Origin of the sequence: Pseudophaeobacter sp. (assembly GCF_048267565.1) — a bacterium.
Taxonomy (GTDB): domain Bacteria; phylum Pseudomonadota; class Alphaproteobacteria; order Rhodobacterales; family Rhodobacteraceae; genus Pseudophaeobacter; species Pseudophaeobacter profundi.
Window position 1 is genome coordinate 103717 of sequence record NZ_JBLWXG010000002.1, and the last position, 19360, is coordinate 123076.

At 59.3% G+C, this 19360-nt stretch carries 14 protein-coding genes; 6 read left to right on the plus strand and 8 right to left on the minus strand.

Features of this window, described 5'->3' with window-relative positions; translation table 11 throughout:
• Positions 1-128 precede the first annotated feature (128 nt).
• Positions 129-731, minus strand: a complete 603-nt coding sequence (locus ACN0VH_RS06920; RefSeq protein WP_417700087.1) for an alpha-ketoglutarate-dependent dioxygenase AlkB family protein — start codon at positions 729-731, stop codon at positions 129-131.
• A 210-nt stretch (positions 732-941) separates the two neighbouring features.
• Between ACN0VH_RS06920 and dnaK the strand changes: the two genes are divergently transcribed.
• The 3 genes from dnaK (at position 942) to radC (ending at position 5039) form a co-directional block, all read left to right on the plus strand.
• Positions 942-2861, plus strand: coding sequence for a molecular chaperone DnaK (gene dnaK, locus ACN0VH_RS06925; RefSeq protein WP_278922250.1), 1920 nt, complete (start codon positions 942-944; stop codon positions 2859-2861).
• A gap of 77 nt (positions 2862-2938) precedes the next feature.
• Positions 2939-4108, plus strand: coding sequence for a molecular chaperone DnaJ (gene dnaJ / locus ACN0VH_RS06930; protein ID WP_278922249.1), 1170 nt, complete (start codon positions 2939-2941; stop codon positions 4106-4108).
• Positions 4109-4256: 148 nt separating this feature from the next.
• Positions 4257-5039 (plus strand): RadC family protein, encoded by a 783-nt coding sequence (gene radC / locus ACN0VH_RS06935; protein WP_417700089.1) that lies wholly within the window; start codon positions 4257-4259, stop codon positions 5037-5039.
• Between the two features lie 33 nt (positions 5040-5072).
• Here radC and ACN0VH_RS06940 read toward each other — a convergent pair whose 3' ends face one another.
• From ACN0VH_RS06940 to secA, 3 genes are all read right to left on the minus strand, one after another.
• The gene (locus ACN0VH_RS06940) at positions 5073-6629 is read right to left on the minus strand and encodes a phosphate ABC transporter substrate-binding/OmpA family protein (RefSeq protein ID WP_278922247.1); all 1557 of its coding nucleotides are present in this window, start codon (positions 6627-6629) and stop codon (positions 5073-5075) included.
• Positions 6630-6653: 24 nt separating this feature from the next.
• The gene (locus ACN0VH_RS06945) at positions 6654-7610 is read right to left on the minus strand and encodes a hypothetical protein (RefSeq protein ID WP_417700090.1); all 957 of its coding nucleotides are present in this window, start codon (positions 7608-7610) and stop codon (positions 6654-6656) included.
• 282 nt (positions 7611-7892) lie between these two features.
• Positions 7893-10595: a preprotein translocase subunit SecA gene (gene secA / locus ACN0VH_RS06950; RefSeq protein WP_417700091.1), complete on the minus strand. Its 2703-nt coding sequence runs from the start codon at positions 10593-10595 to the stop codon at positions 7893-7895.
• A 178-nt stretch (positions 10596-10773) separates the two neighbouring features.
• On the opposite strand from secA, the gene ACN0VH_RS06955 reads away from it, so the two are divergent.
• Genes ACN0VH_RS06955 through mutT form a run of 3 tightly spaced genes read left to right on the plus strand, consistent with a single transcriptional unit; the run spans position 10774 to position 13249 of the window.
• Entirely contained in the window at positions 10774-11625 is an 852-nt protein-coding gene (locus ACN0VH_RS06955; protein WP_278922244.1) for a peptidylprolyl isomerase, read from the plus strand.
• Positions 11626-11627: 2 nt separating this feature from the next.
• Complete coding sequence (gene argJ / locus ACN0VH_RS06960) at positions 11628-12854, plus strand: bifunctional glutamate N-acetyltransferase/amino-acid acetyltransferase ArgJ (RefSeq protein WP_417700093.1); 1227 nt, start codon at positions 11628-11630, stop codon at positions 12852-12854.
• Entirely contained in the window at positions 12851-13249 is a 399-nt protein-coding gene (mutT, locus tag ACN0VH_RS06965; protein ID WP_417700094.1) for an 8-oxo-dGTP diphosphatase MutT, read from the plus strand. The genes argJ and mutT overlap by 4 nt, the downstream gene beginning before the upstream one ends.
• Positions 13250-13926: 677 nt before the next feature.
• Here mutT and infB read toward each other — a convergent pair.
• The 4 genes from infB to rimP are packed head-to-tail and all read right to left on the minus strand — an operon-like array spanning position 13927 to position 19302.
• Entirely contained in the window at positions 13927-16428 is a 2502-nt protein-coding gene (gene infB / locus ACN0VH_RS06970; RefSeq protein WP_278922241.1) for a translation initiation factor IF-2, read from the minus strand.
• Positions 16429-16436: 8 nt separating this feature from the next.
• Positions 16437-17057: an RNA-binding protein gene (locus ACN0VH_RS06975; RefSeq protein ID WP_278922240.1), complete on the minus strand. Its 621-nt coding sequence runs from the start codon at positions 17055-17057 to the stop codon at positions 16437-16439.
• 29 nt (positions 17058-17086) lie between these two features.
• Positions 17087-18712 (minus strand): transcription termination factor NusA, encoded by a 1626-nt coding sequence (gene nusA / locus ACN0VH_RS06980; RefSeq protein WP_278922239.1) that lies wholly within the window; start codon positions 18710-18712, stop codon positions 17087-17089.
• On the minus strand, positions 18712-19302 hold the full coding sequence (gene rimP / locus ACN0VH_RS06985; RefSeq protein ID WP_278922238.1) for a ribosome maturation factor RimP: 591 nt from the start codon (positions 19300-19302) through the stop codon (positions 18712-18714). Before rimP ends, nusA begins: the two co-directional genes overlap by 1 nt.
• Positions 19303-19360 lie beyond the last annotated feature (58 nt).

Below are 19360 nucleotides of genomic sequence, written 5' to 3' on the forward strand. Positions count from 1 at the left end.
CCTGCTTTGATTTTGCATGTTCAAAGCGTTCGTCCATAAACCTGAAACACAGGTTTGTGGCAGCACGCCCTTTCCATTGAGAGGTCATGCCGCGCGCCCCCGGTCCCGCTGCGGGGCTTGGCGGGGGCTCAGGTCACCACCCGCAGCGTCAGATTGATCCGCCCGCCCTTGGGCAGCAACCGGGAAGAGCCAAAGCGGATCCTGTCCACCCCATGATAATTCAGCCGCGCCGCGCCGCCCATCACCACCACATCGCCTGAATTCAACCAGAGCCGATCCGTCGCCCCACCTCGGCGGGTGTCGCCCATGCGAAACAGCCCGTCATCGCCCAGGCTGATCGACACCACGGGATAGGAATAATCCGCCTCGTCCTTGTCCTGATGCAGCCCCATCCTGGCATCCTTGCCATAGTAATTCAGCAAACAGGACTCTGGCTGCCGCTCCAATCCGGTGAGATCCTGCCAGATATCCAGTACCGGCTGCGGGATATCTGGCCAGGCCTGACCCTTGGGGTGGCAATCGGCATAGCGGTATCCAGCCGCGTCGGCATACCAGCCAAAATCGCCAGCCGAGGTCATCCGCACCGACATCTTGCCGCCACCTGGCACCGCAGGCGAAAACAGCGGTGCCGCCCGCAGAATCGGTCGCAACACCTCGATCAGGGTGCGCTGCGCCGCAGGACCCAGATACCCTTTGTGAATTTCAAACCCACGCAATCGCAGCATGCTCATGGTGATTAGCCCGTTCTTAACCCTCTCCCGTGCAAAAAAGCGCACTGAATCGCAATTCTCGATGCGTTCAGGCGGTTGCAGGGGCAATTTCTGCTCCCTATATACGCCGTGACGCAGTGAGGTGCAGACCCCACTGCAACAAAATCGGGGCCTGGATGCCACAACGGGTTCAGGCCGCGGGTAATCGCCTTAGTAAGTAAAGGGATCAAAATGAGCAAAGTTATCGGGATCGACCTCGGAACCACCAACTCTTGTATCGCCATCATGGATGGGTCGCAGCCGCGCGTTATCGAAAACGCCGAAGGCGCACGCACCACACCATCGATTGTTGCCTTCACCGACGACGAGCGTCTGGTCGGCCAGGCTGCCAAGCGTCAAGCTGTAACCAACCCTGAAAACACCGTCTTTGGTGTCAAGCGTCTGATCGGTCGTCGCTTCAACGACGAAGACCTGGCCAAAGACAAAAAGAACCTGCCCTTTGCCCTGGTGAACGGTGGCAATGGCGATGCATGGGTTGAATCCAAGGGTGAGAAATACTCCCCTTCGCAGATTTCTGCCTTCATCCTCGGTAAGATGAAAGAAACCGCCGAGTCCTATCTCGGCGAAGAGGTGACACAGGCCGTGATCACCGTTCCTGCCTATTTCAACGACGCCCAGCGTCAGGCCACCAAAGATGCCGGCAAGATTGCTGGCCTCGAAGTGCTGCGCATCATCAACGAGCCAACAGCCGCTGCGCTGGCCTATGGGCTCGACAAGGAAGAAACCCAGACCATCGCGGTTTATGACCTTGGTGGTGGTACCTTCGACGTGACCATCCTGGAAATCGACGATGGCTTGTTCGAAGTGAAATCCACCAACGGCGACACCTTCCTTGGCGGTGAAGATTTTGACATGCGCATCGTCAACTACCTGGCGGGCGAATTCAAAAAAGAACACGGCGTTGACCTGACCAAAGACAAGATGGCACTGCAGCGTCTGAAAGAAGCCGCTGAGAAAGCCAAGATCGAGCTGTCCTCTTCCAGCCAGACCGAAATCAACCAGCCCTTCATCTCGATGGATCCTTCCTCGGGCCAGCCGCTGCACCTGGTCATCAAACTGACCCGTGCCAAGCTGGAAAGCCTAGTAAACGACCTGATCAAGGCGTCGATGAAGCCCTGCGCCGCCGCTCTGAAAGACGCCGGTCTGTCCGCCTCTGACATCGACGAAGTCGTTCTGGTCGGCGGTATGACCCGGATGCCAAAAGTCTTTGAAGAGGTAACCAAATTCTTCGGTAAGGAGCCACACAAAGGTGTGAACCCTGACGAAGTGGTTGCCATGGGTGCTGCCATTCAGGCCGGTGTTCTGCAAGGTGACGTCAAAGACGTTGTTCTGCTCGACGTGACCCCGCTGTCCCTGGGCATCGAAACTCTGGGCGGTGTCTTCACCCGCCTGATCGACCGCAACACCACCATCCCGACCAAAAAGTCTCAGGTCTTCTCGACCGCCGAAGACAACCAGTCGGCTGTGACCATCCGGGTTTTCCAGGGTGAGCGCGAAATGGCGGCTGACAACAAGATGCTGGGCCAGTTCAATCTGGAAGAAATCCCACCGGCACCTCGCGGCCTGCCACAGATCGAAGTGACCTTTGACATCGACGCCAACGGCATTGTGTCGGTTTCGGCCAAGGACAAAGGCACCGGCAAAGAGCAGGTCATCACCATCCAGGCTTCCGGTGGTCTGTCCGACGCTGACATCGACCAGATGGTCAAAGACGCCGAAGACAATGCCGAGGCCGATAAGGAACGTCGCGAGCTGATCGAAGCCCGCAACCAGGCCGAAAGCCTGATCCATTCGACCGAAAAGCACGTCGAAGAGCATGGCGAAAAAGTGGATCCCTCCACCGTCGAAGCCATCGAGCTGGCCCTGGCTGCTCTGCGCGACGATCTGGAAGGCGAAAATGTCAACGCCGAAAAGATCAAGGCAGGCATCCAGAACGTCACCGAGGCCTCCATGCGTCTGGGCGAAGCCATCTACAAGGCTGCTCAGGAAGAGAGCGGTGAAGAGCCATCTGCTGCCGACAGCAATGAAGGCCCCGGCGATGATGACATCGTTGATGCCGAATTCGAAGATCTGGACGGCGACAAGCGCTAAGGTCTGAACACTTGGCCGCAACGGGCCGGTCCGAGCACGGGCCGGCTCGTTGTCGTTGAGGCAGCAGGGGTAAACCGATGTCGAAACGCGATTACTACGAGATTCTCGGCGTAGCCAAAGGCGCCAGCGCTGATGAAATCAAGAAGGGCTTTCGCAAGAAGGCCAAAGAACTGCATCCGGACAGCAACAGCGATAACCCGGATGCGGAAGCACAGTTTAAAGAGGCCAACGAGGCCTATGACGTCCTGAAAAACGCTGAGAAAAAGGCCGCCTATGATCGCTTTGGTCACGCTGCCTTTGAAAACGGCATGGGCGGTGGCGGCGGTGGCCGTGGTCCCGGCGGCCCAGGTGGCGGCAATGGCGACTTCTCATCTGCCTTCTCTGATGTCTTTGACGACCTGTTTGGCGATTTCATGGGGGGCCGTGGTGGTGCTCCGGGCGGCGGGCGTCAACGCGCCTCTCGCGGGGCTGATCTGCGCTACAACCTGCGGGTCTCTCTGGAGGAGGCCTATTCCGGGCTGCACAAGACCATCAAGGTGCCCACCTCAGTGGCCTGTACCGCCTGCGACGGATCCGGCGCCGAAGGTGGGGTCGAGCCAACCACCTGTCCGACCTGCTCGGGCATGGGTAAAGTACGCGCCCAGCAGGGGTTTTTCACGGTAGAACGCAGCTGCCCGACCTGCTCGGGGCTGGGCCAGATCATCAAGAACCCCTGTAAATCCTGCCATGGCCATGGCCGCACCGAAAAGGATCGCTCCCTCTCGGTGAACATCCCGGCCGGCGTGGAAACCGGCACCCGCATTCGCCTTGCTGGCGAAGGCGAAGCTGGCCTGCGCGGTGGGCCTCCGGGCGATCTCTACATCTTTGTCGAGGTAGCGCCACACGGTCTGTTTGAACGTGACGGCAACAATCTGTATTGCCGGGTACCCGTCTCGATGGCCAAAGCGGCCCTGGGCGGCGCCATAGAGGTGCCCACCATCGACGGTGGCCGTGGACGGGTCCAGATACCCGAAGGCAGCCAGTCCGGCCGCCAGATGCGCCTGCGCAGCAAGGGCATGCCCGCCCTGCGTGGCGGCGGTGTTGGCGATATGTTCATCGAACTGGCGGTGGAAACCCCGGTGAATCTGACCGCCCGGCAAAAGGACATTCTGCGCGAATTCGAGGATCTGTCGGAAGACACCACCAACCCCGAATCCCGCAGCTTCTTTTCCTCGGTCAAGGGCTTTTGGGACGGCATGAAGGGGTAAGCGGCCATCCCGGAAACGCCTTCGTCTGGCGTTTCGGCGCTCAATCAAAATGCTACCATCAAAAGCGCCCCTCCGGGGGCGTTTTTCTTTTGCCACTCTCTCTGTCCGCCTAAGCTGAAAGCCTCTGCATCCGCAAAGGAAAGGAATCATGGCACAGGGTAAGACACGCAATGCAGCCACCCTGCCCCTGTTTCCAGATGCCCCCCTGACCGGGGACCGCCCGGCCACAGCCGGTGCGGCTCTCTCCACCGGTCGCCTGCCCTCCTACATCAAAGATCACCGCAGTCGGCTGCGGGACCGGTTTCGCGACGGGGGCGCCGCTGCCATGCCCGATTACGAACTGTTGGAACTGGTGCTGTTTCGATCGCTACCGCGGCAGGACGTCAAACCGCTAGCGCATCAGCTGCTGAAACAGTTTGGCGATTTCAGCCGGGTTGTAAGCGCCCGCCCGGAACGGTTGGCCCAGGTTAAAGGTGTCGGCGAAGCCTTGATCACCGATCTCAAGGTGCTGGAGGCCGCCGCCCAACGCATGGCCCGCGCCAAGGTGATGCGGCGGCAGGTAATTTCCAGCTGGGACGCCCTGCTGGACTATTGCCACACGGCAATGGCCCATCGCAGTACCGAGCATTTTCGGGTGCTGTTTCTGGACCGCAAGAACTGCCTGATCGCGGATGAGGAACAGGCGCGTGGCACCGTCGATCACGTACCCGTCTACCCGCGCGAAGTGGCCAAACGGGCTCTTGATCTCAATGCCAGTGCGGTGATTCTGGTGCATAATCACCCATCGGGCGATCCTTCGCCCTCGGCCAGTGACATTGACATGACCGAACGGGTCAATCAGGCGCTCTCTCCCTTGGGGATTGTCCTGCATGACCACCTTATCATCGGCAGCGCCGCAGAGCTCAGCTTTCGCAGCGAAGGCCTGCTATAGTGCCACCGCACGGCAAGGCCGCGCCAAATGACGCTAGCGCACCCAGACTTCGACCCTGCGGTTGACCTGTCGGCCCCAGTCGCTGTCATCGCAGGCCATGGGAAGGGCCTCGCCAAAGCCATCGACCTCTAGATCTACACGTTCGACCCCGATGGTCTCTGCCGCTTCCAGCACCGCCCGCTGCACCCCTTTTGCCCGTTTGATGGCAATGGCACGGTTGCCAGAGGCTGGGCCTTCGCCATCGGAAAAACCAACGAATTTCAATGTTTTTCCATCATATAACCCGGTTTCCAACGCCCGGGCCAATTGCGCGATATTGCTGCGTGACTGGGCGTCTGGCCGGGCCGATCCGGTTTCGAACCGAAACGAGATACTCAGCCGCTGAAACCCGGAAAGCACCTGTACCAGCCGCTGCAGCTCTGCCAGATCCACCTCTGGGCCAGCGGCAAGGATGGCATTGCTCAGCCGGTCGCCCTGGGCATTCAGTGAAATCATCTCGGGGGCCTGATCGACAAACCCGGCGCGGCGAATAACGATCTGTGCCCCCGGACCGCGCACATAGCCCAGAAAATCGCGCGCAACCTTGGGCAGGCGGCGCTGAGGCAGATACAAAAACATCGGCGCGGTCAGCGGGTAGTCTTCGGTCTTGATCCCGCGGCGATTAGCCCGCAGGGAAAAGCCACAAGGCCCCGTCAGCGTCAACATGCGCGCGGTGCCTGTGTCAGAAAAGCTTGCCATTCCAATCGCAAAAGGATCGGTGGCAACCCGCCGTACCAGATTCTTTTCCCGTTCGTGATAGCGCAGCCCCCCTGCCAGCTGCCGATCTGAGGCGGCCAGCACCCGATCTTGAAAGGCCTGGGTCATCCCCGATCCCGCCACTGGCAAATGCAGCGAAATCGGTGCATCCGGTCCGCCCAGGACCTGCCAGTTGTCGATCTCGCCAGAAAACACCGCCGCCAGTTGCGGTAGGGAAATCCGCGTCACCGGGTTTTCCCGCGATACCACCGGCACCATGGCATCCAGCGCAACGATCCTGCTGCGGCTGGCCGTGGTCATGTCACCAAGCCCCACCGCACGGGCCTGGGTCTGCTCTCCCGGTCGCATCTCGCGTAGGGCCATGACGATATCAGCCTCCTGCGCGATCAGATCACGAAAGCCATCATCCGTTGTGCCAACCAGAAAGGAAAACCGCGCTGCCGGGGCCCCGTCCGGGCGCAGCAGAGTATAGTCGAAATCACCGCCGGACAGTGTCTCGCGGCGGGTTTGATAGCCATTGCGCAGTGCAAAGCCTTCGATCAATGCCGGCAGCAGAACCTCTGCCATGTTTGCAGACCCCGACAGGGTCACTTCGGCGACAAAATCAGACAGGCTGGGGCAGCCCGGCCCGTCACAACTGACACCAGATCCATCCAGGGTCAGCTCTCCGAACTTTGTCTCAACCCGGTAGAATTCACCGTCGAATCCCAACAGGTTACCGGTGATTTCAACCACACCATCCGGCGACGACAGGGTAACATCCTGCGCCTGCGCGAATTTCGGAGAGACAAAGAGGAGCAGTGCGGCGCAAACCGCCGCACGAAAATCGAGCATGTGAAATCCTGAAGTAGCCGAAAATTACCTAGAGGCGATTTTCAGGTTTTCTACCAGATTATTCAACACCAGAAAGTCACCCGTGGCACTGCAATCTGGTACGGTGAGGGTTAAATCGCGGCTTTGCACCCGTCCGTCCGACATACGCAGGCTTTGCGCGGCGATTTCGCGGCCACAGTTGATCTCGGTAATTTCGGTCTCGATGCTGATTTCGATATCGCCTGCCGCCTTGGCCCCTGCATGATCCGCATCGCGGCTAAAGCTGTAGATCTCGGCCAGGTGCGGCACCAATTGCGCCGGATCCCCTAGTTGCAGCAACAGCCCGGCCCCCTGCGCCGGATCCGCACCATGCCAGACATGGCCCGCTTCGCCATATTGGGCGCCAAATTCACGTGCATGGATTTCAAAGCCGCTGTTGCCGCGCCATTGCAGCACAACCCGATCAACGCTGGCCATATCGGGTACCGTCACTTGGACAACCCTACCCGCCGAGGCCAGCGCGACAGCCGGAGCAGACGATGACGATGACGAGGGCACCACGATAAAGGTTGCAGTACTGGCAAGCGCAGGGACCACCAGATCCAATGCGCCGTCTTCATCCAGCGTTTCTGTAACCATCATGCCCTGGTGGTGCAGGGTAATACGTTCCCCCGGACGACAGGGAGCAGAAACCTGTAGCTGCACCAAAGCGCCGGGCAGCGCCTTGCCCTTAGCCTGAAGCGCACAACCGGCAACCGGAACCGCCGGTACAGCCTGGACAGCCCCCTCTGGGGCAGAGATCTGCGGCTTGGCCGAGGTGAGTGTAATTTTTTCAATCGCAACGGGTTGAGCCAAAGCCGGATCCTGCGGCAGCTGCGGTTGCGCGGCCTCTGCCTGTCGCATCTGCGGCTGGTGATCCGCAGAAGGCTGCATCATGAAACCGATTCCCAAAGCACAGGCGGCAGTCGCGGCGCTTATCAGAATGACACGTTTATTCAGCATCTTACCCTCCAGAACCAAGCATCAACATTTACATTTGGCGCCTTGATTTAAGGCTGTAAAAGAGGCCGGTTTATGGCCACCACCTGAAGAGATTCAGGCATTCGCCCGTCATTTCCGCCTGCAAAACCCCCGTCACAAGGGGGGGGGCAGGCGGTGACGACATTGGAAATATGATTGGCCAAAAAGAATTAACCCCAGCCAAGGGCCGGGGTCATTCACGCGGATTTTATGGCTGCCCTGACCGCAGCTGCGATCAGGGCAGGATCATTGCTGGCCGGGGGCTTAGGTGATGCGCCCGTGGCAGTGTTTGAACTTTTTACCAGACCCGCAGGGGCATTTGTCATTGCGCGAAGGGTTGCCCCAGGTCTGTGGATCATCTTCGACAAAACCGGGTGCCGCATCCTCGGGGGTGCCTGCCGGGGCAGGCGCGCCCCCCAGGGCCATCTGCTGCATGGCCGCCTGACGCGCCGCCATTTCCGCCAGCATTTTTTTCTGCTCTTCCTCGGTCATCGGCCGCACACGGCTGAGCTGCTGGGTCACATCCTGACGCAGCGAGTCGAGCATGGTTTCAAACAGCTGAAAGCTTTCGTTTTTGTATTCGTTCAGCGGATCGCGCTGCGCATAGCCACGGAACCCCACAACAGAGCGCAGATGCTCCAGTGTCAGCAAATGTTCACGCCATTTGGCGTCGATGGTCTGCAACAGCACCTGCTTTTCGATGTTGCGCATGCTTTCCGGGCCGAAGGCTTCGGCTTTTTCCGCCATCATCTGATTGGCGGCATCATTCAGGCGCTCAGCCATCTGTTCATCATCGACGCCTTCTTCGGCGGCCCAGTCGGCAACCGGGGCATCCATGCTCAGCTTTTCCAGAACAGCCGCGTGCAGCCCATCGACATCCCACTGTTCGGCATAGGTTTTTGGCGGCATATAGGTGTCGATCATCTCTTCGATCACCTCTTCACGCATGTCGCCAACAATCTCTGACAGATCCTCGGCGGCCATAATTTCACGACGCTGACCAAAGATCACCTTCCGCTGATCGTTCATCACATCGTCAAACTTCAGCACGTTTTTACGCATGTCAAAGTTACGGCCTTCGACCTTGGCCTGGGCGCGTTCCAGCGATTTGTTCACCCAGGGGTGAATGATCGCCTCGCCTTCCTTCATGCCAAGGCTGGACAGCACTTTATCCAGACGTTCCGAGCCAAAGATCCGCATCAGATCGTCTTCCAGGCTCAGATAGAAACAGGTGCGCCCCGGATCGCCCTGACGGCCAGAACGGCCGCGCAGCTGGTTATCGATGCGGCGACTTTCGTGGCGCTCAGAGGCCATCACACAGAGACCGCCGGCCTCAAGGACCTTTTTCTTTTCTTCCGCGTGTCTGGCTTCTTCATCGGCGCGCAGGGCGACAGGATCGGCATCCGGGTTGGCCTCTAGCGCGGCCATCACCATCATATCGACGTTACCGCCAAGCTGAATATCGGTGCCGCGCCCCGCCATATTCGTGGCGATTGTCACCGCGCCAAGCCGACCGGCATCCGCCACAATCTGCGCTTCCTGCTCGTGATGGCGGGCATTCAGCACATTGTGTTTGATGCCTTCACGCTCCAGCATCTGGCTCAGCAGTTCTGATTTTTCAATCGAGGTGGTGCCCAGCAGAACCGGCTGCCCCTTGGCATGGGCTGTTTTGGTTTCATCCACCATAGCCTGAAATTTTTCAACCGCGGTGCGGTAGACGCGGTCGTCTTCGTCGACACGGGCAATAGGTTTGTTGGTGGGTACTTCGACCACGCCCAGACCGTAGATTTCGGTAAATTCTTCGGCTTCGGTCAGGGCGGTGCCGGTCATGCCGGACAGCTTGTCATAAAGGCGGAAATAGTTCTGGAAGGTAACCGAGGCCAGCGTGGTGTTTTCCGGCTGGATGGTGACCTCTTCCTTGGCTTCGATCGCCTGGTGCAGCCCCTCAGAGAGGCGGCGCCCCGCCATCATCCGGCCAGTAAATTCATCAATCAAGACCACTTCGCCATCGCGCACAATGTAGTCCTTGTCGCGCTGGAACAGCTTGTGCGCCCGCAAGGCGGAGTTGACGTGATGCACCACTGTGGTGCTCTCGGGATCATAGAGCGACGCTTCCTCATCCAGAAGCCCATGCTCTCGCAGGGTTTTCTCGAGAAAATCGTTACCCTCTTCGGTGAAGGTCACACCGCGGGTTTTTTCATCAATCTCAAAATGCTCTTCCGACAGGAAGGGGATCATCTTGTCGATGGAAATATACAGTTCCGAACGATCTTCGGCCGGGCCAGAGATAATCAGGGGCGTGCGGGCCTCGTCGATCAGGATCGAGTCGACCTCATCCACGATGGCAAAATTGTGCTGTAGCTGGAACACCTGGTCCAGGCTGGGCTTCATGTTGTCGCGCAGGTAGTCAAAGCCAAGTTCGTTATTGGTGGCGTAGGTGACGTCGCATTTGTAAGCGGCCATCTTTTCATCTTCGGGCTGGCCCGACCAGATCACGCCGGTTGTCATGCCAAGGGCGTCAAAGACCTTGCTCATCCATTCCGAGTCACGCTTGGCCAGGTATTCGTTCACCGTCACCACATGGACACCGCGCCCAGTCAGCGCGTTCAGATAGGCCGGGAAGGTCGCCACAAGGGTTTTGCCCTCGCCGGTTTTCATCTCGGAAATGTTACCCTGGTGCAGAAAGATGCCGCCCATCAGCTGGGTGTCAAAGGCCCGCAACCCCAGCGCCCTGCGCGCGGCTTCGCGGACATTGGCAAAGGCCTCTGGCAGCAGAGCGTCCAGGTTTTCGCCGTCCAACGCCCGCTTGCGCAGTTCTTCGGTCTTCGCTTTCAGCCCCTCATCGCTAAGCTTTTCGAACGTCTCTTCCAGCGCATTGATCTTTGCAACCAGCGGCCGTGTCGCCTTGATTTTGCGGTCATTCGGTGTTCCGAAAACCTTTTTGGCGAGTGTTCCGATACCCAGCATGTGTTCTCCAACGATCCTCTTATTGGCCTCTGTATCAGGCAGGCTTGCCCGTCGCGGTCTCAACCCATAAACAACGGGGGAAACGACGGTCCTGCCCTAGGCCTCTTTGGGATGTAAGGGGCAGGAAAATAAGTGTCAACGCCGCGCCCCGTTGCGGCCCGGGAATAGGAAGAATTCAATGCGTAAAGGCCTCACTTTTCTGCGTGGTACAGCACTGGGCATATTTTTGGCCCTGCCCCTGCCTGCATTGGCTGCGCCACATGCCAATACCGTGATCGCAACCGTTAATGGCGAAGCCATCACCCTGGGTCACATGATCATGGCCCGCGACAGCCTGCCCGAGCAGTACAAACAGCTGCCCGATGATGTGCTGTACAACGCGATCCTTGATCAGCTGGTGCAACAGACCGCGCTGAAACAGGAACTGCACGGCGGCGTGCCCCAGTACGTAAAACTGGCCGTCGACAACGAAGAGCGCGCCCTGCTGGCCGCCAATGTCATCGACAAGGTAATGGAAGCCGCCAGCCAGGAGGACGACCTGCGCCAAGCCTATGAGGATAAATATTCCGATGGCGATGGCGGCGATGAATTCAACGCAGCGCATATTCTGGTCGAAACCCAGGAGGACGCGCTGGAAATCAAGACAGAGCTGGACAGCGGCGCTGACTTTTCCACCATGGCCAAGGAACGCTCTACCGGACCATCCGGGCCAAATGGCGGCGATCTGGGCTGGTTCACCCGCGGTCGCATGGTCCCTGAATTCGAAGAAGCCGTGCTGGACCTGCGGGCCGGCCAGATCTCTGCCCCGGTTGAAACCCAGTTCGGCTGGCACCTGATCCTGCTGAAAGAGCGCCGCAAGACCGCCGCCCCCGCCTTTGAAGAGGTCCGCGAGGTGCTGAGCCAGGAACTGAAAGATGCGGCCGTCGAGGCCCGCGTCAGCGACCTGACCGCCGCCGCCGTGATTGAACGCCCGGAGATTGAAGATTTCGACCCGGAAATCCTGCGCGACCTTAGCCTGGTGAGGAACTGATCATGGGCAACAGCCTGCCCCGCTCTCCGCTTGCCCCAGCGGCCTTTCCGGATTTGCCGGTGATCAAGGGCCTGCGCCTCTGCGCTGGCTCCGCTGGTGTCAAATATAAGGATCGCAACGATGTCATGCTGGCCGTGATGGATCCAGGCACCACCGTCGCCGGCACCTTCACCCGGTCCAAAACCCGATCAGCACCAGTGCGCGACTGCCAGGCCAAATTGGGCGGCGACAGCAGTACCGGCGCTGCCATTCTGGTGAACTCTGGTAATTCCAACGCCTTTACCGGCCATTATGGCCAAACCTCGGTGGCGGAAATCACCGCTGCGGTGGCGCAGATTACCGGGCTGCCGTCTGCACGCGTCTTTACCGCCTCGACCGGGGTGATTGGCGAACCGCTGCCGCATGACCGCATCATTGCCCAGATTGCGGCGTTGAACGATGGGCTGCAGGATACCGCGCTTGAGGCCGCCGCCGAGGCGATCATGACCACCGATACCTTTGCCAAGGGCGCGTCGGCCAAGGTTACCGTTGAGGGCAAGACCCTCTCTATCGCCGGTATCGCCAAGGGGTCGGGCATGATCGCACCCGATATGGCCACCATGCTGGTCTATATCTTTACCGACGCCAAAATCCCGCAGGAGCCACTGCAGGCAGAGCTGAGCCGCCTCTGCGACCGCAGCTTCAACTGCATCACCGTGGACAGCGATACCTCTACCTCGGACAGTCTGATGCTCTGTGCCACCGGGGCCTCTGGCGTTGATGTCACCAATCAGCCTGAGTTTTCCCAGGCACTAGAAGCTGTTATGCTCGATTTGGCGCATCAGGTCGTGCGCGATGGTGAAGGTGCCACCAAATTTGTCGAAATCCAGGTCACCGGCGCCGTTTCAGATGCAGAGGCCAAGACACATGGGCTAGCCATTGCCAATTCACCGCTGGTGAAAACCGCCATCGCCGGGGAAGACCCCAACTGGGGACGTGTTGTCATGGCCATTGGCAAATCTGGTGCGGCAGCGGACCGCGACCTGCTCTCCATCTCTTTTGGCGATGTTCTGGTGGCGGAAAAGGGCTGGGTCAGCCCCAGCTACCGCGAAGAGGACGGGGCCGCACAGATGCGCCGTGACGAGATCACCATCAAGGTGGATCTTGGCCTTGGCGAGGGGCACTGCACCGTCTGGACCTGCGACCTGACCCACCAATATATCACCATCAATGCGGACTATCGCTCATGAAGGTGGTTCTGGTCTCGGCGGTTGCCTTGATTGATGTCGAGGGGCGGGTGCTGCTGGCACAGCGGCCAGAGGGCAAATCCATGGCCGGACTTTGGGAGTTTCCCGGTGGTAAGATCGAGCCAGGCGAAACCCCAGAGGCCGCCCTGGTTCGTGAGCTGCAAGAGGAGCTGGGAATCGATACCTGGTCATCCTGCCTCGCACCGCTGACCTTTGCCAGCCATAGCTACGATAGCTTCCACCTGTTGATGCCGCTGTTTGCCTGTCGCAAATGGAACGGTATTCCCCAGGCCCGCGAAGGGCAGACGCTGAAATGGGTGCGCCCGCAAGAGCTGCGAAACTATCCAATGCCGGCGGCCGATATTCCGTTGATCCCCATTCTGCGGGACTGGCTCTGAACGAGGGGTTGCAGCCAACGGGCTGTGGCCCGCCCCTGCCCCTTTGCACTGTTCTGACAACTCGTCCCGTGGGGTTGCCTTTTGCTCCGGCAGACAACCGGCGCCAACCATCGACCCTCCGTAAAAATACTCGGATTGGCAAAATAACCCGCCCCGCGAATCGCTGGAAACCTTTTGTTAACCAATTTGGCAAAATATGGGCGCAGTCTTAACAAGCCCACCCAGAGCCAACGGCTTTCCTGGGCAGATCCTAAGCCGATAGCTACCCCTCTGCGGGGTCTTTGCAAGGGATCTGCGGAGCGGCCATACAGGCAATACCTATCTACGCAGCCCGCTGCGGAGCGCATATAAAGGTCCCCAAGGTCCGCCCGCGCTCTACCATATTTCAAGACCACCACTCACTCGCAGAACCGGGGCGGCCAATCTGGCCGCCCCAAGCGTGCTCGCCGCGCAGCCCTAAGCGTGCTCGCCGCGCAACAGCGCCGCTGGAGCGGGCAGAAACGCATACGCGCCCCCAGACGCAGCAAAGGCCCCCCAACCATCAATGGATCGCCAAACACATCTGCCAGGGCGCTGCATGTGCAAAAGCCCCGGCATTTCTGCCGGGGCTTTTTGATTTCAGATCCAGACGCTTGCCCAAAATCAGGCGGGCTGTAGATCGATATTTCAGGATCAGATCAATCCAGGCTACGTTCAACTTCCTGGCGTTCAAAGATCTCGATGACGTCGCCTGCGCGCACATCTTCGTAGTTTTCAAAGGCCATGCCGCATTCCTGACCGGACTGCACTTCGGCAACCTCGTCCTTGAAACGCTTCAGGGTCTTCAGCGTGCCTTCGTGGATAACCACGTTGTCACGCAGCAGGCGCACACCAGCGGACCGGCGGGCAACACCTTCGGTAACCAGACAGCCTGCAACCTTGCCAACGTTAGACACCTTGAAGACATCCTTGATCTGCGCGTAGCCGATAAAGGTTTCTTTGATCTCGGCGCTGAGCAGACCGGAAGCGGCCTTTTTCACATCGTCGACCAGATCGTAGATCACCGAATAATACCGGATCTCGACGCCCTTTTGGTTGGCCGTGTTCCGGGCCGAGGTATTGGCCCGGACGTTAAAGCCCATGACCGGCGCGCCGGAGGCTTCGGCCAGGCCGATATCGGTTTCGGTGATGGCGCCCACACCAGAGTGCAGCACCCGGACGCGAACTTCATCGTTGCCGATTTTTTCCATCGCCTGAACGATGGCTTCAGCAGAGCCCTGCACGTCAGCTTTGACTAGGATCGGCAGCTCAGAGACGGTTTCGTCATCTTTCGCCTTCTGCATCAGCTGTTCCAGGGTTGTCGCAGCGCCGGCAGCGGCGCGCTTATCCTTGGCAGCCTGAGCACGATATTCAGCAATCTCGCGCGCCTGGGCTTCGGTTTCGGTCACGTTCAGAACGTCGCCCGCTTCAGGTGTGCCGTTCAGGCCAAGGACCTCAACAGGGACCGAAGGGCCGGCTTCTTGCACGCGCTCGCCCTTGTCGTTGATCAGCGCACGGACCTTACCGTATTGCTCACCGACAACAAAGATATCGCCCTGACGCAGGGTGCCGTTCTGAACCAGAACAGTGGCGACGGGGCCACGGCCCACATCCAGCTGCGCTTCGATCACGGCGCCCTGGGCAGCACGATTCGGGTTGGCCTTCAGTTCCAGGATTTCAGACTGCAGTGCAATGGCTTCCAGCAGTTGGTCCAGACCCTGGCCAGTATGGGCCGAAACCTCAACGTCCTGCACGTCGCCAGACATCGCTTCGACGATGACTTCATGCTGCAGCAGATCGGTGCGGACCTTCATGGGGTCAGCAGCCGGTTTGTCGCATTTGTTGATCGCCACGATCATCGGAACCTCGGCCGCCTTGGCATGCGCGATGGCTTCAACGGTCTGCGGCATCACCGCGTCATCCGCCGCGACAACCAGAACCACGATATCCGTGACCTGTGCACCGCGCGAACGCATCGAGGTAAAGGCTGCGTGGCCAGGGGTGTCGAGGAAGCTCAGCACCGCGCCACTTTCGGTGGTGACCTGATAGGCCCCGATGTGCTGGGTAATACCGCCGGCTTCACCGGCCACAACGCGGGCGTTGCGGATGGCATCCAGGATCGATGTCTTACCGTGGTCGACGTGGCCCATGATGGTGATGACAGGTGGGCGTGGCTGCAAGTCTTCAGCCTTGTCTTGCACTTCGTTGATCACATCTTCGACGTCAGACGCCGAGACACGCACCACTTTGTGGCCGAATTCTTCGATGATCAGTTCCGCAGTATCAGCATCAATGGTCTGATTCTGTGTCACCATCATGCCCATGTTCATCAGCGATTTGACAACCGCGCCAACACGTTCGGACATCCGATTTGCCAGCTCGGAAACCATGATGGCTTCGGGCAGCTGCACTTCGCGCAGAACCTTTTCGCGCTCGACCGTGCCCATGGCTTTTTGCCGGGCGCGCTCTTGCTTGCGCTTCATCGAAGCCATGGAGCGGTGACGGTTGCCCGCGCCGCCGGTGGCCTGACCCAGTGTCAGCTTGCCGGAACGACGGCTGTCATCTCCGGTCCGCCCCTTGTTGCTGCGACCACGCTCTTCGCGTTCACGATCAGATTTTCGCGGGGTCTGGGCAGGTGCCGGTTTGGAAGCGGGCGCACGGGGGGCCGCAGCTTCGGAAGGGGCCGCAGCAGCCTTGCTACTGGCAGCGGGCTCGGCAGAGCGCTTGGCTGCCTCTGCGGCTTCAAGCTTCTTGCGCTCTTCCTCTTCGGCCTTTTGACGGGCGCGCTCTTCGGCTTCGCGCTGTTCGCGTTCCTTGGCCTCGGCCTCGGCCCGGCGACGGGCGCGGTCTTCTTCGCGGGCTTTCTCTTCAGCGGCACGATTGGCCGCGTCTTCGACTTCACGCGCCTTGGCAGCCTGCAACGCCTTCAGGCGGCGGCTCATCTCTGCATCGGTAATACCAGCGGGCCGACGGGATCCGTCGGTTGCAGGCGCGGCATTGCCGCCCTTGTTGCCACCCGGCTTTGGCACCACAACGCGCTTGCGCTTGGTTTCCACCACGACATTCTTGGTCCGCCCGTGGCTAAAGCTCTGTTTTACATTCCCAGGCCGGGAACCGCCGCCACGCAGACCCAAGGTCTTTTTGCCGTCACTATCGCTCATAAAGCTCTTTATCCTTCTGTGCGGCCGTTGCCGCCCACCATTTCGCGCAAACCCTGCAATCGTTGCGCCTCGTCTACAACACGTTTGCTGAGTCCACCAGAGGCGAGCGCCGCATGTATCACAGTTTGGCGCCCAAATGCCATCCCCAGCTCGTCAGCCGTCAGGCACCCGATGAATTTTCCCCGATGCGGGGTACTCAATTTTGATTTGCCACGCCCTGATCCATCACTTGCTTGAATCAGGACCGTGGCTTGTTCTTTACCCAGCCAATCCTTGACTTTTTCATAGCCACCAACGGCCTGGCCCGATTTTCGCGCCAGGCTCAGCAGGTCCACCAGGCGGCGCAGTGTCTGCCGCTCCACCTCATCGGGCAAATCCTCCGGCAGAGTCACCGGCGCTTTGAAACCACGGGCAAAGAGTTTTTTCTTTACCGCCAACTCCAGCGCTTCGCGGCTGGCTGTCACATAAACCCCACGCCCCGGCAATTTGCCGAAGATATCGGGCACAACCTGCGACTCAGGCCCCATCACAAAGCGGAGCAGGCCCTGCTTGGGCTCTGACTCGCCAGTCGCAATACATTTGCGTTCCGGCCCATCTTCGTGATTTTTGCTGGCGCCTGCGCGACCCATATCGTTCTCTCCTGTCCGAAACCCGAGGCTTACGCCTCGGCTTCCTCTGCATCATCTTCAATGCTGTCTTCAGCATCATCGCTATTGCCAAGCAGATCATCAGGATCCACCCAGCCCAGCATGACCCGTGCGGTCATCACCAAGTTCTGTGCCTCTTCCAGGCTCATGCCAAAGGGCTCCAGAATGCCGTCGTCCTTGATCCGCTCGCCGTTGTCATTGGTCCAGCCACCGGCCAGTTCCCAATCTGCACAGGTTGCAAAATCTTCCAGCGTCTTGATGTCGTCCTTGGCCAGGGCCTCGATCATCGGCGGGGTCAGACCTTCAAACAAGATCAGGCTGTCCTCGGCGCCCAGCGCGCGGGCGGCATCAATCGCGGCCTTTGCCTTGGCTTCCAGATGGTCGCGGGCACGGGCCTGCAATTCAGAGGCCGTGGCCTCATCCACACCATCAATCACCAAGAGCTCGTCGAGCTCGACATAGGCGACCTCTTCAAGGTTGGTAAAGCCTTCGGAAACCAGCAACTGGGCAAAGAATTCGTCCAGATCCAGCGTTTCCATGAAGAGACCGGTGCGCGCTTCGAATTCCTTCTGGCGGCGGGCCGATTCTTCTTCTTCGGTCATGATGTCGATATCAAGCCCGGTCAGCTGCGAGGCCAGGCGCACGTTCTGACCACGGCGACCAATCGCCAGGCTCAGCTGCTCTTCCGGCACGACAACTTCGATCTTGCCGGCTTCTTCGTCCAGAACCACCTTGGAAACCTCGGCGGGCTGCAGCGCGTTCACCAGGAAGGTGGGCTGATCATCGTTCCATGGAATGATGTCGATCTTTTCGCCCTGCAATTCGTTCACAACAGCCTGAACCCGGCTGCCGCGCATACCGACGCAGGCACCAACCGGATCAATCGAGCCGTCGTTGGAGATCACGGCAATCTTGGCGCGCGAACCGGGGTCGCGGGCAACCGCCTTGATCTGGATAATGCCGTCATAGATTTCGGGCACTTCCATTTTGAACAGTTCGGCCATGAATTCTGGCGCGGTCCGCGACAGGAAGATCTGCGGGCCACGGGGCTCGCGGCGCACGTCCTTGATGTAGCAGCGGATACGGTCATTGGGGCGATAGCTTTCGCGGCCAATTTTTTCATTGCGACGCAGGATGCCTTCGCCCGCACCCACATCAACAATGACATTGCCGTATTCTTCGCGTTTGACCAGCGCGTTGATGATGGTGCCCGCGCGATCCTTGAACTCTTCGTACTGGCGGTCCCGTTCTGCTTCGCGCACCCGCTGCAGAATAACCTGCTTGGCCGATTGCGCCGCGATACGGCCCATTTCCACTGGCGGGACCTCTTCGACAAAAGTGTCCCCGACCTTGGGGTCTGCCATATATTGCTTGGCCTGCTCGACGGTGAATTCAGCCTGGTAGTTTTCCAGCGCGTCATCCTCGACGACCGAGCGCACACGGGTAAAGGTCGCCTTGCCGGTCTTGCGGTCGATCGACACGCGGATGTCCATCTCGCTGCCATAGCGGCTCTTGGCGGCGCGGGCGAGGCTTTCTTCCATCGCGTCAACCACCAGACCGGGGTCGATCATCTTTTCGCGTGCCACAGCTTCGGCAGTTTGCAACAGCTCTAGCTGGTTTGCAGAGGTGATAGCCATTACTTCGTCTCCCCTTCGGGCTCTTCGGCCTCGATCTCGTCAAATGCGTCTTCGTTCAAGGTGCCGGCCGCTTTGCGCTGACGCAGCATTTCCGTGATCAGATCATCGGTCAAAACCAGCTTGGCATCGGACAGCCAGTCAAATTTCAGACCAATGGTAACGGTTTGGCCCTGATCGTCGATATTGATCAGAACTTCATCATCTTCGGTGCCGGCCAGCTCACCCTTGAAGCGGCGACGGCCCCCGACCAGCTCATCTGTTTCCAGCTTGGCCTCGTAGCCTTCGAACATATCAAAGTCCTTCAGCCGGGTCAGCGGCCTGTCGATACCGGGGCTTGATACCTCCAAAGTATAAGCATCCAGAATCGGGTCTTCAACATCCAGCGAGGCGCTGACTGCGGTGGAAATCGCCGCGCAATCATCCACCTCGATGCCGCCGTCTGGCTTGTCGGCCATGATCTGCAGCGTGGTGGTTTTGCCGGACATCAGGCGAATACGAACCAACTCATAGCCAAGATCCTCGATCACAGGGATAAGGATTTCGGCCAATCGGCGGTCAATCGCAGCTTTGGCAATAAGGTCGTTGGTCATTTGACTTCCCACAATCGGGTTGGCCACAATCGGGTTGGGCATTGGATTTAGCGTCCGA

Bases quoted from the DNA above. Each gene is read 5' to 3' on its own strand.
- dnaK (WP_278922250.1), top strand. From the start codon at position 942: ATGAGCAAAGTTATCGGGATCGACCTCGGAACCACCAACTCTTGTATC.
- ACN0VH_RS06940 (WP_278922247.1), bottom strand. From the start codon at position 6,629: ATGCTCGATTTTCGTGCGGCGGTTTGCGCCGCACTGCTCCTCTTTGTC.
- argJ (WP_417700093.1), top strand. From the start codon at position 11,628: ATGGGCAACAGCCTGCCCCGCTCTCCGCTTGCCCCAGCGGCCTTTCCG.
- rimP (WP_278922238.1), bottom strand. From the start codon at position 19,302: ATGACCAACGACCTTATTGCCAAAGCTGCGATTGACCGCCGATTGGCC.
- ACN0VH_RS06975 (WP_278922240.1), bottom strand. From the start codon at position 17,057: ATGGGTCGCGCAGGCGCCAGCAAAAATCACGAAGATGGGCCGGAACGC.
- mutT (WP_417700094.1), top strand. From the start codon at position 12,851: ATGAAGGTGGTTCTGGTCTCGGCGGTTGCCTTGATTGATGTCGAGGGG.
- nusA (WP_278922239.1), bottom strand. From the start codon at position 18,712: ATGGCTATCACCTCTGCAAACCAGCTAGAGCTGTTGCAAACTGCCGAA.
- ACN0VH_RS06945 (WP_417700090.1), bottom strand. From the start codon at position 7,610: ATGCTGAATAAACGTGTCATTCTGATAAGCGCCGCGACTGCCGCCTGT.
- secA (WP_417700091.1), bottom strand. From the start codon at position 10,595: ATGCTGGGTATCGGAACACTCGCCAAAAAGGTTTTCGGAACACCGAAT.
- dnaJ (WP_278922249.1), top strand. From the start codon at position 2,939: ATGTCGAAACGCGATTACTACGAGATTCTCGGCGTAGCCAAAGGCGCC.
- ACN0VH_RS06955 (WP_278922244.1), top strand. From the start codon at position 10,774: ATGCGTAAAGGCCTCACTTTTCTGCGTGGTACAGCACTGGGCATATTT.
- infB (WP_278922241.1), bottom strand. From the start codon at position 16,428: ATGAGCGATAGTGACGGCAAAAAGACCTTGGGTCTGCGTGGCGGCGGT.
- ACN0VH_RS06920 (WP_417700087.1), bottom strand. From the start codon at position 731: ATGAGCATGCTGCGATTGCGTGGGTTTGAAATTCACAAAGGGTATCTG.
- radC (WP_417700089.1), top strand. From the start codon at position 4,257: ATGGCACAGGGTAAGACACGCAATGCAGCCACCCTGCCCCTGTTTCCA.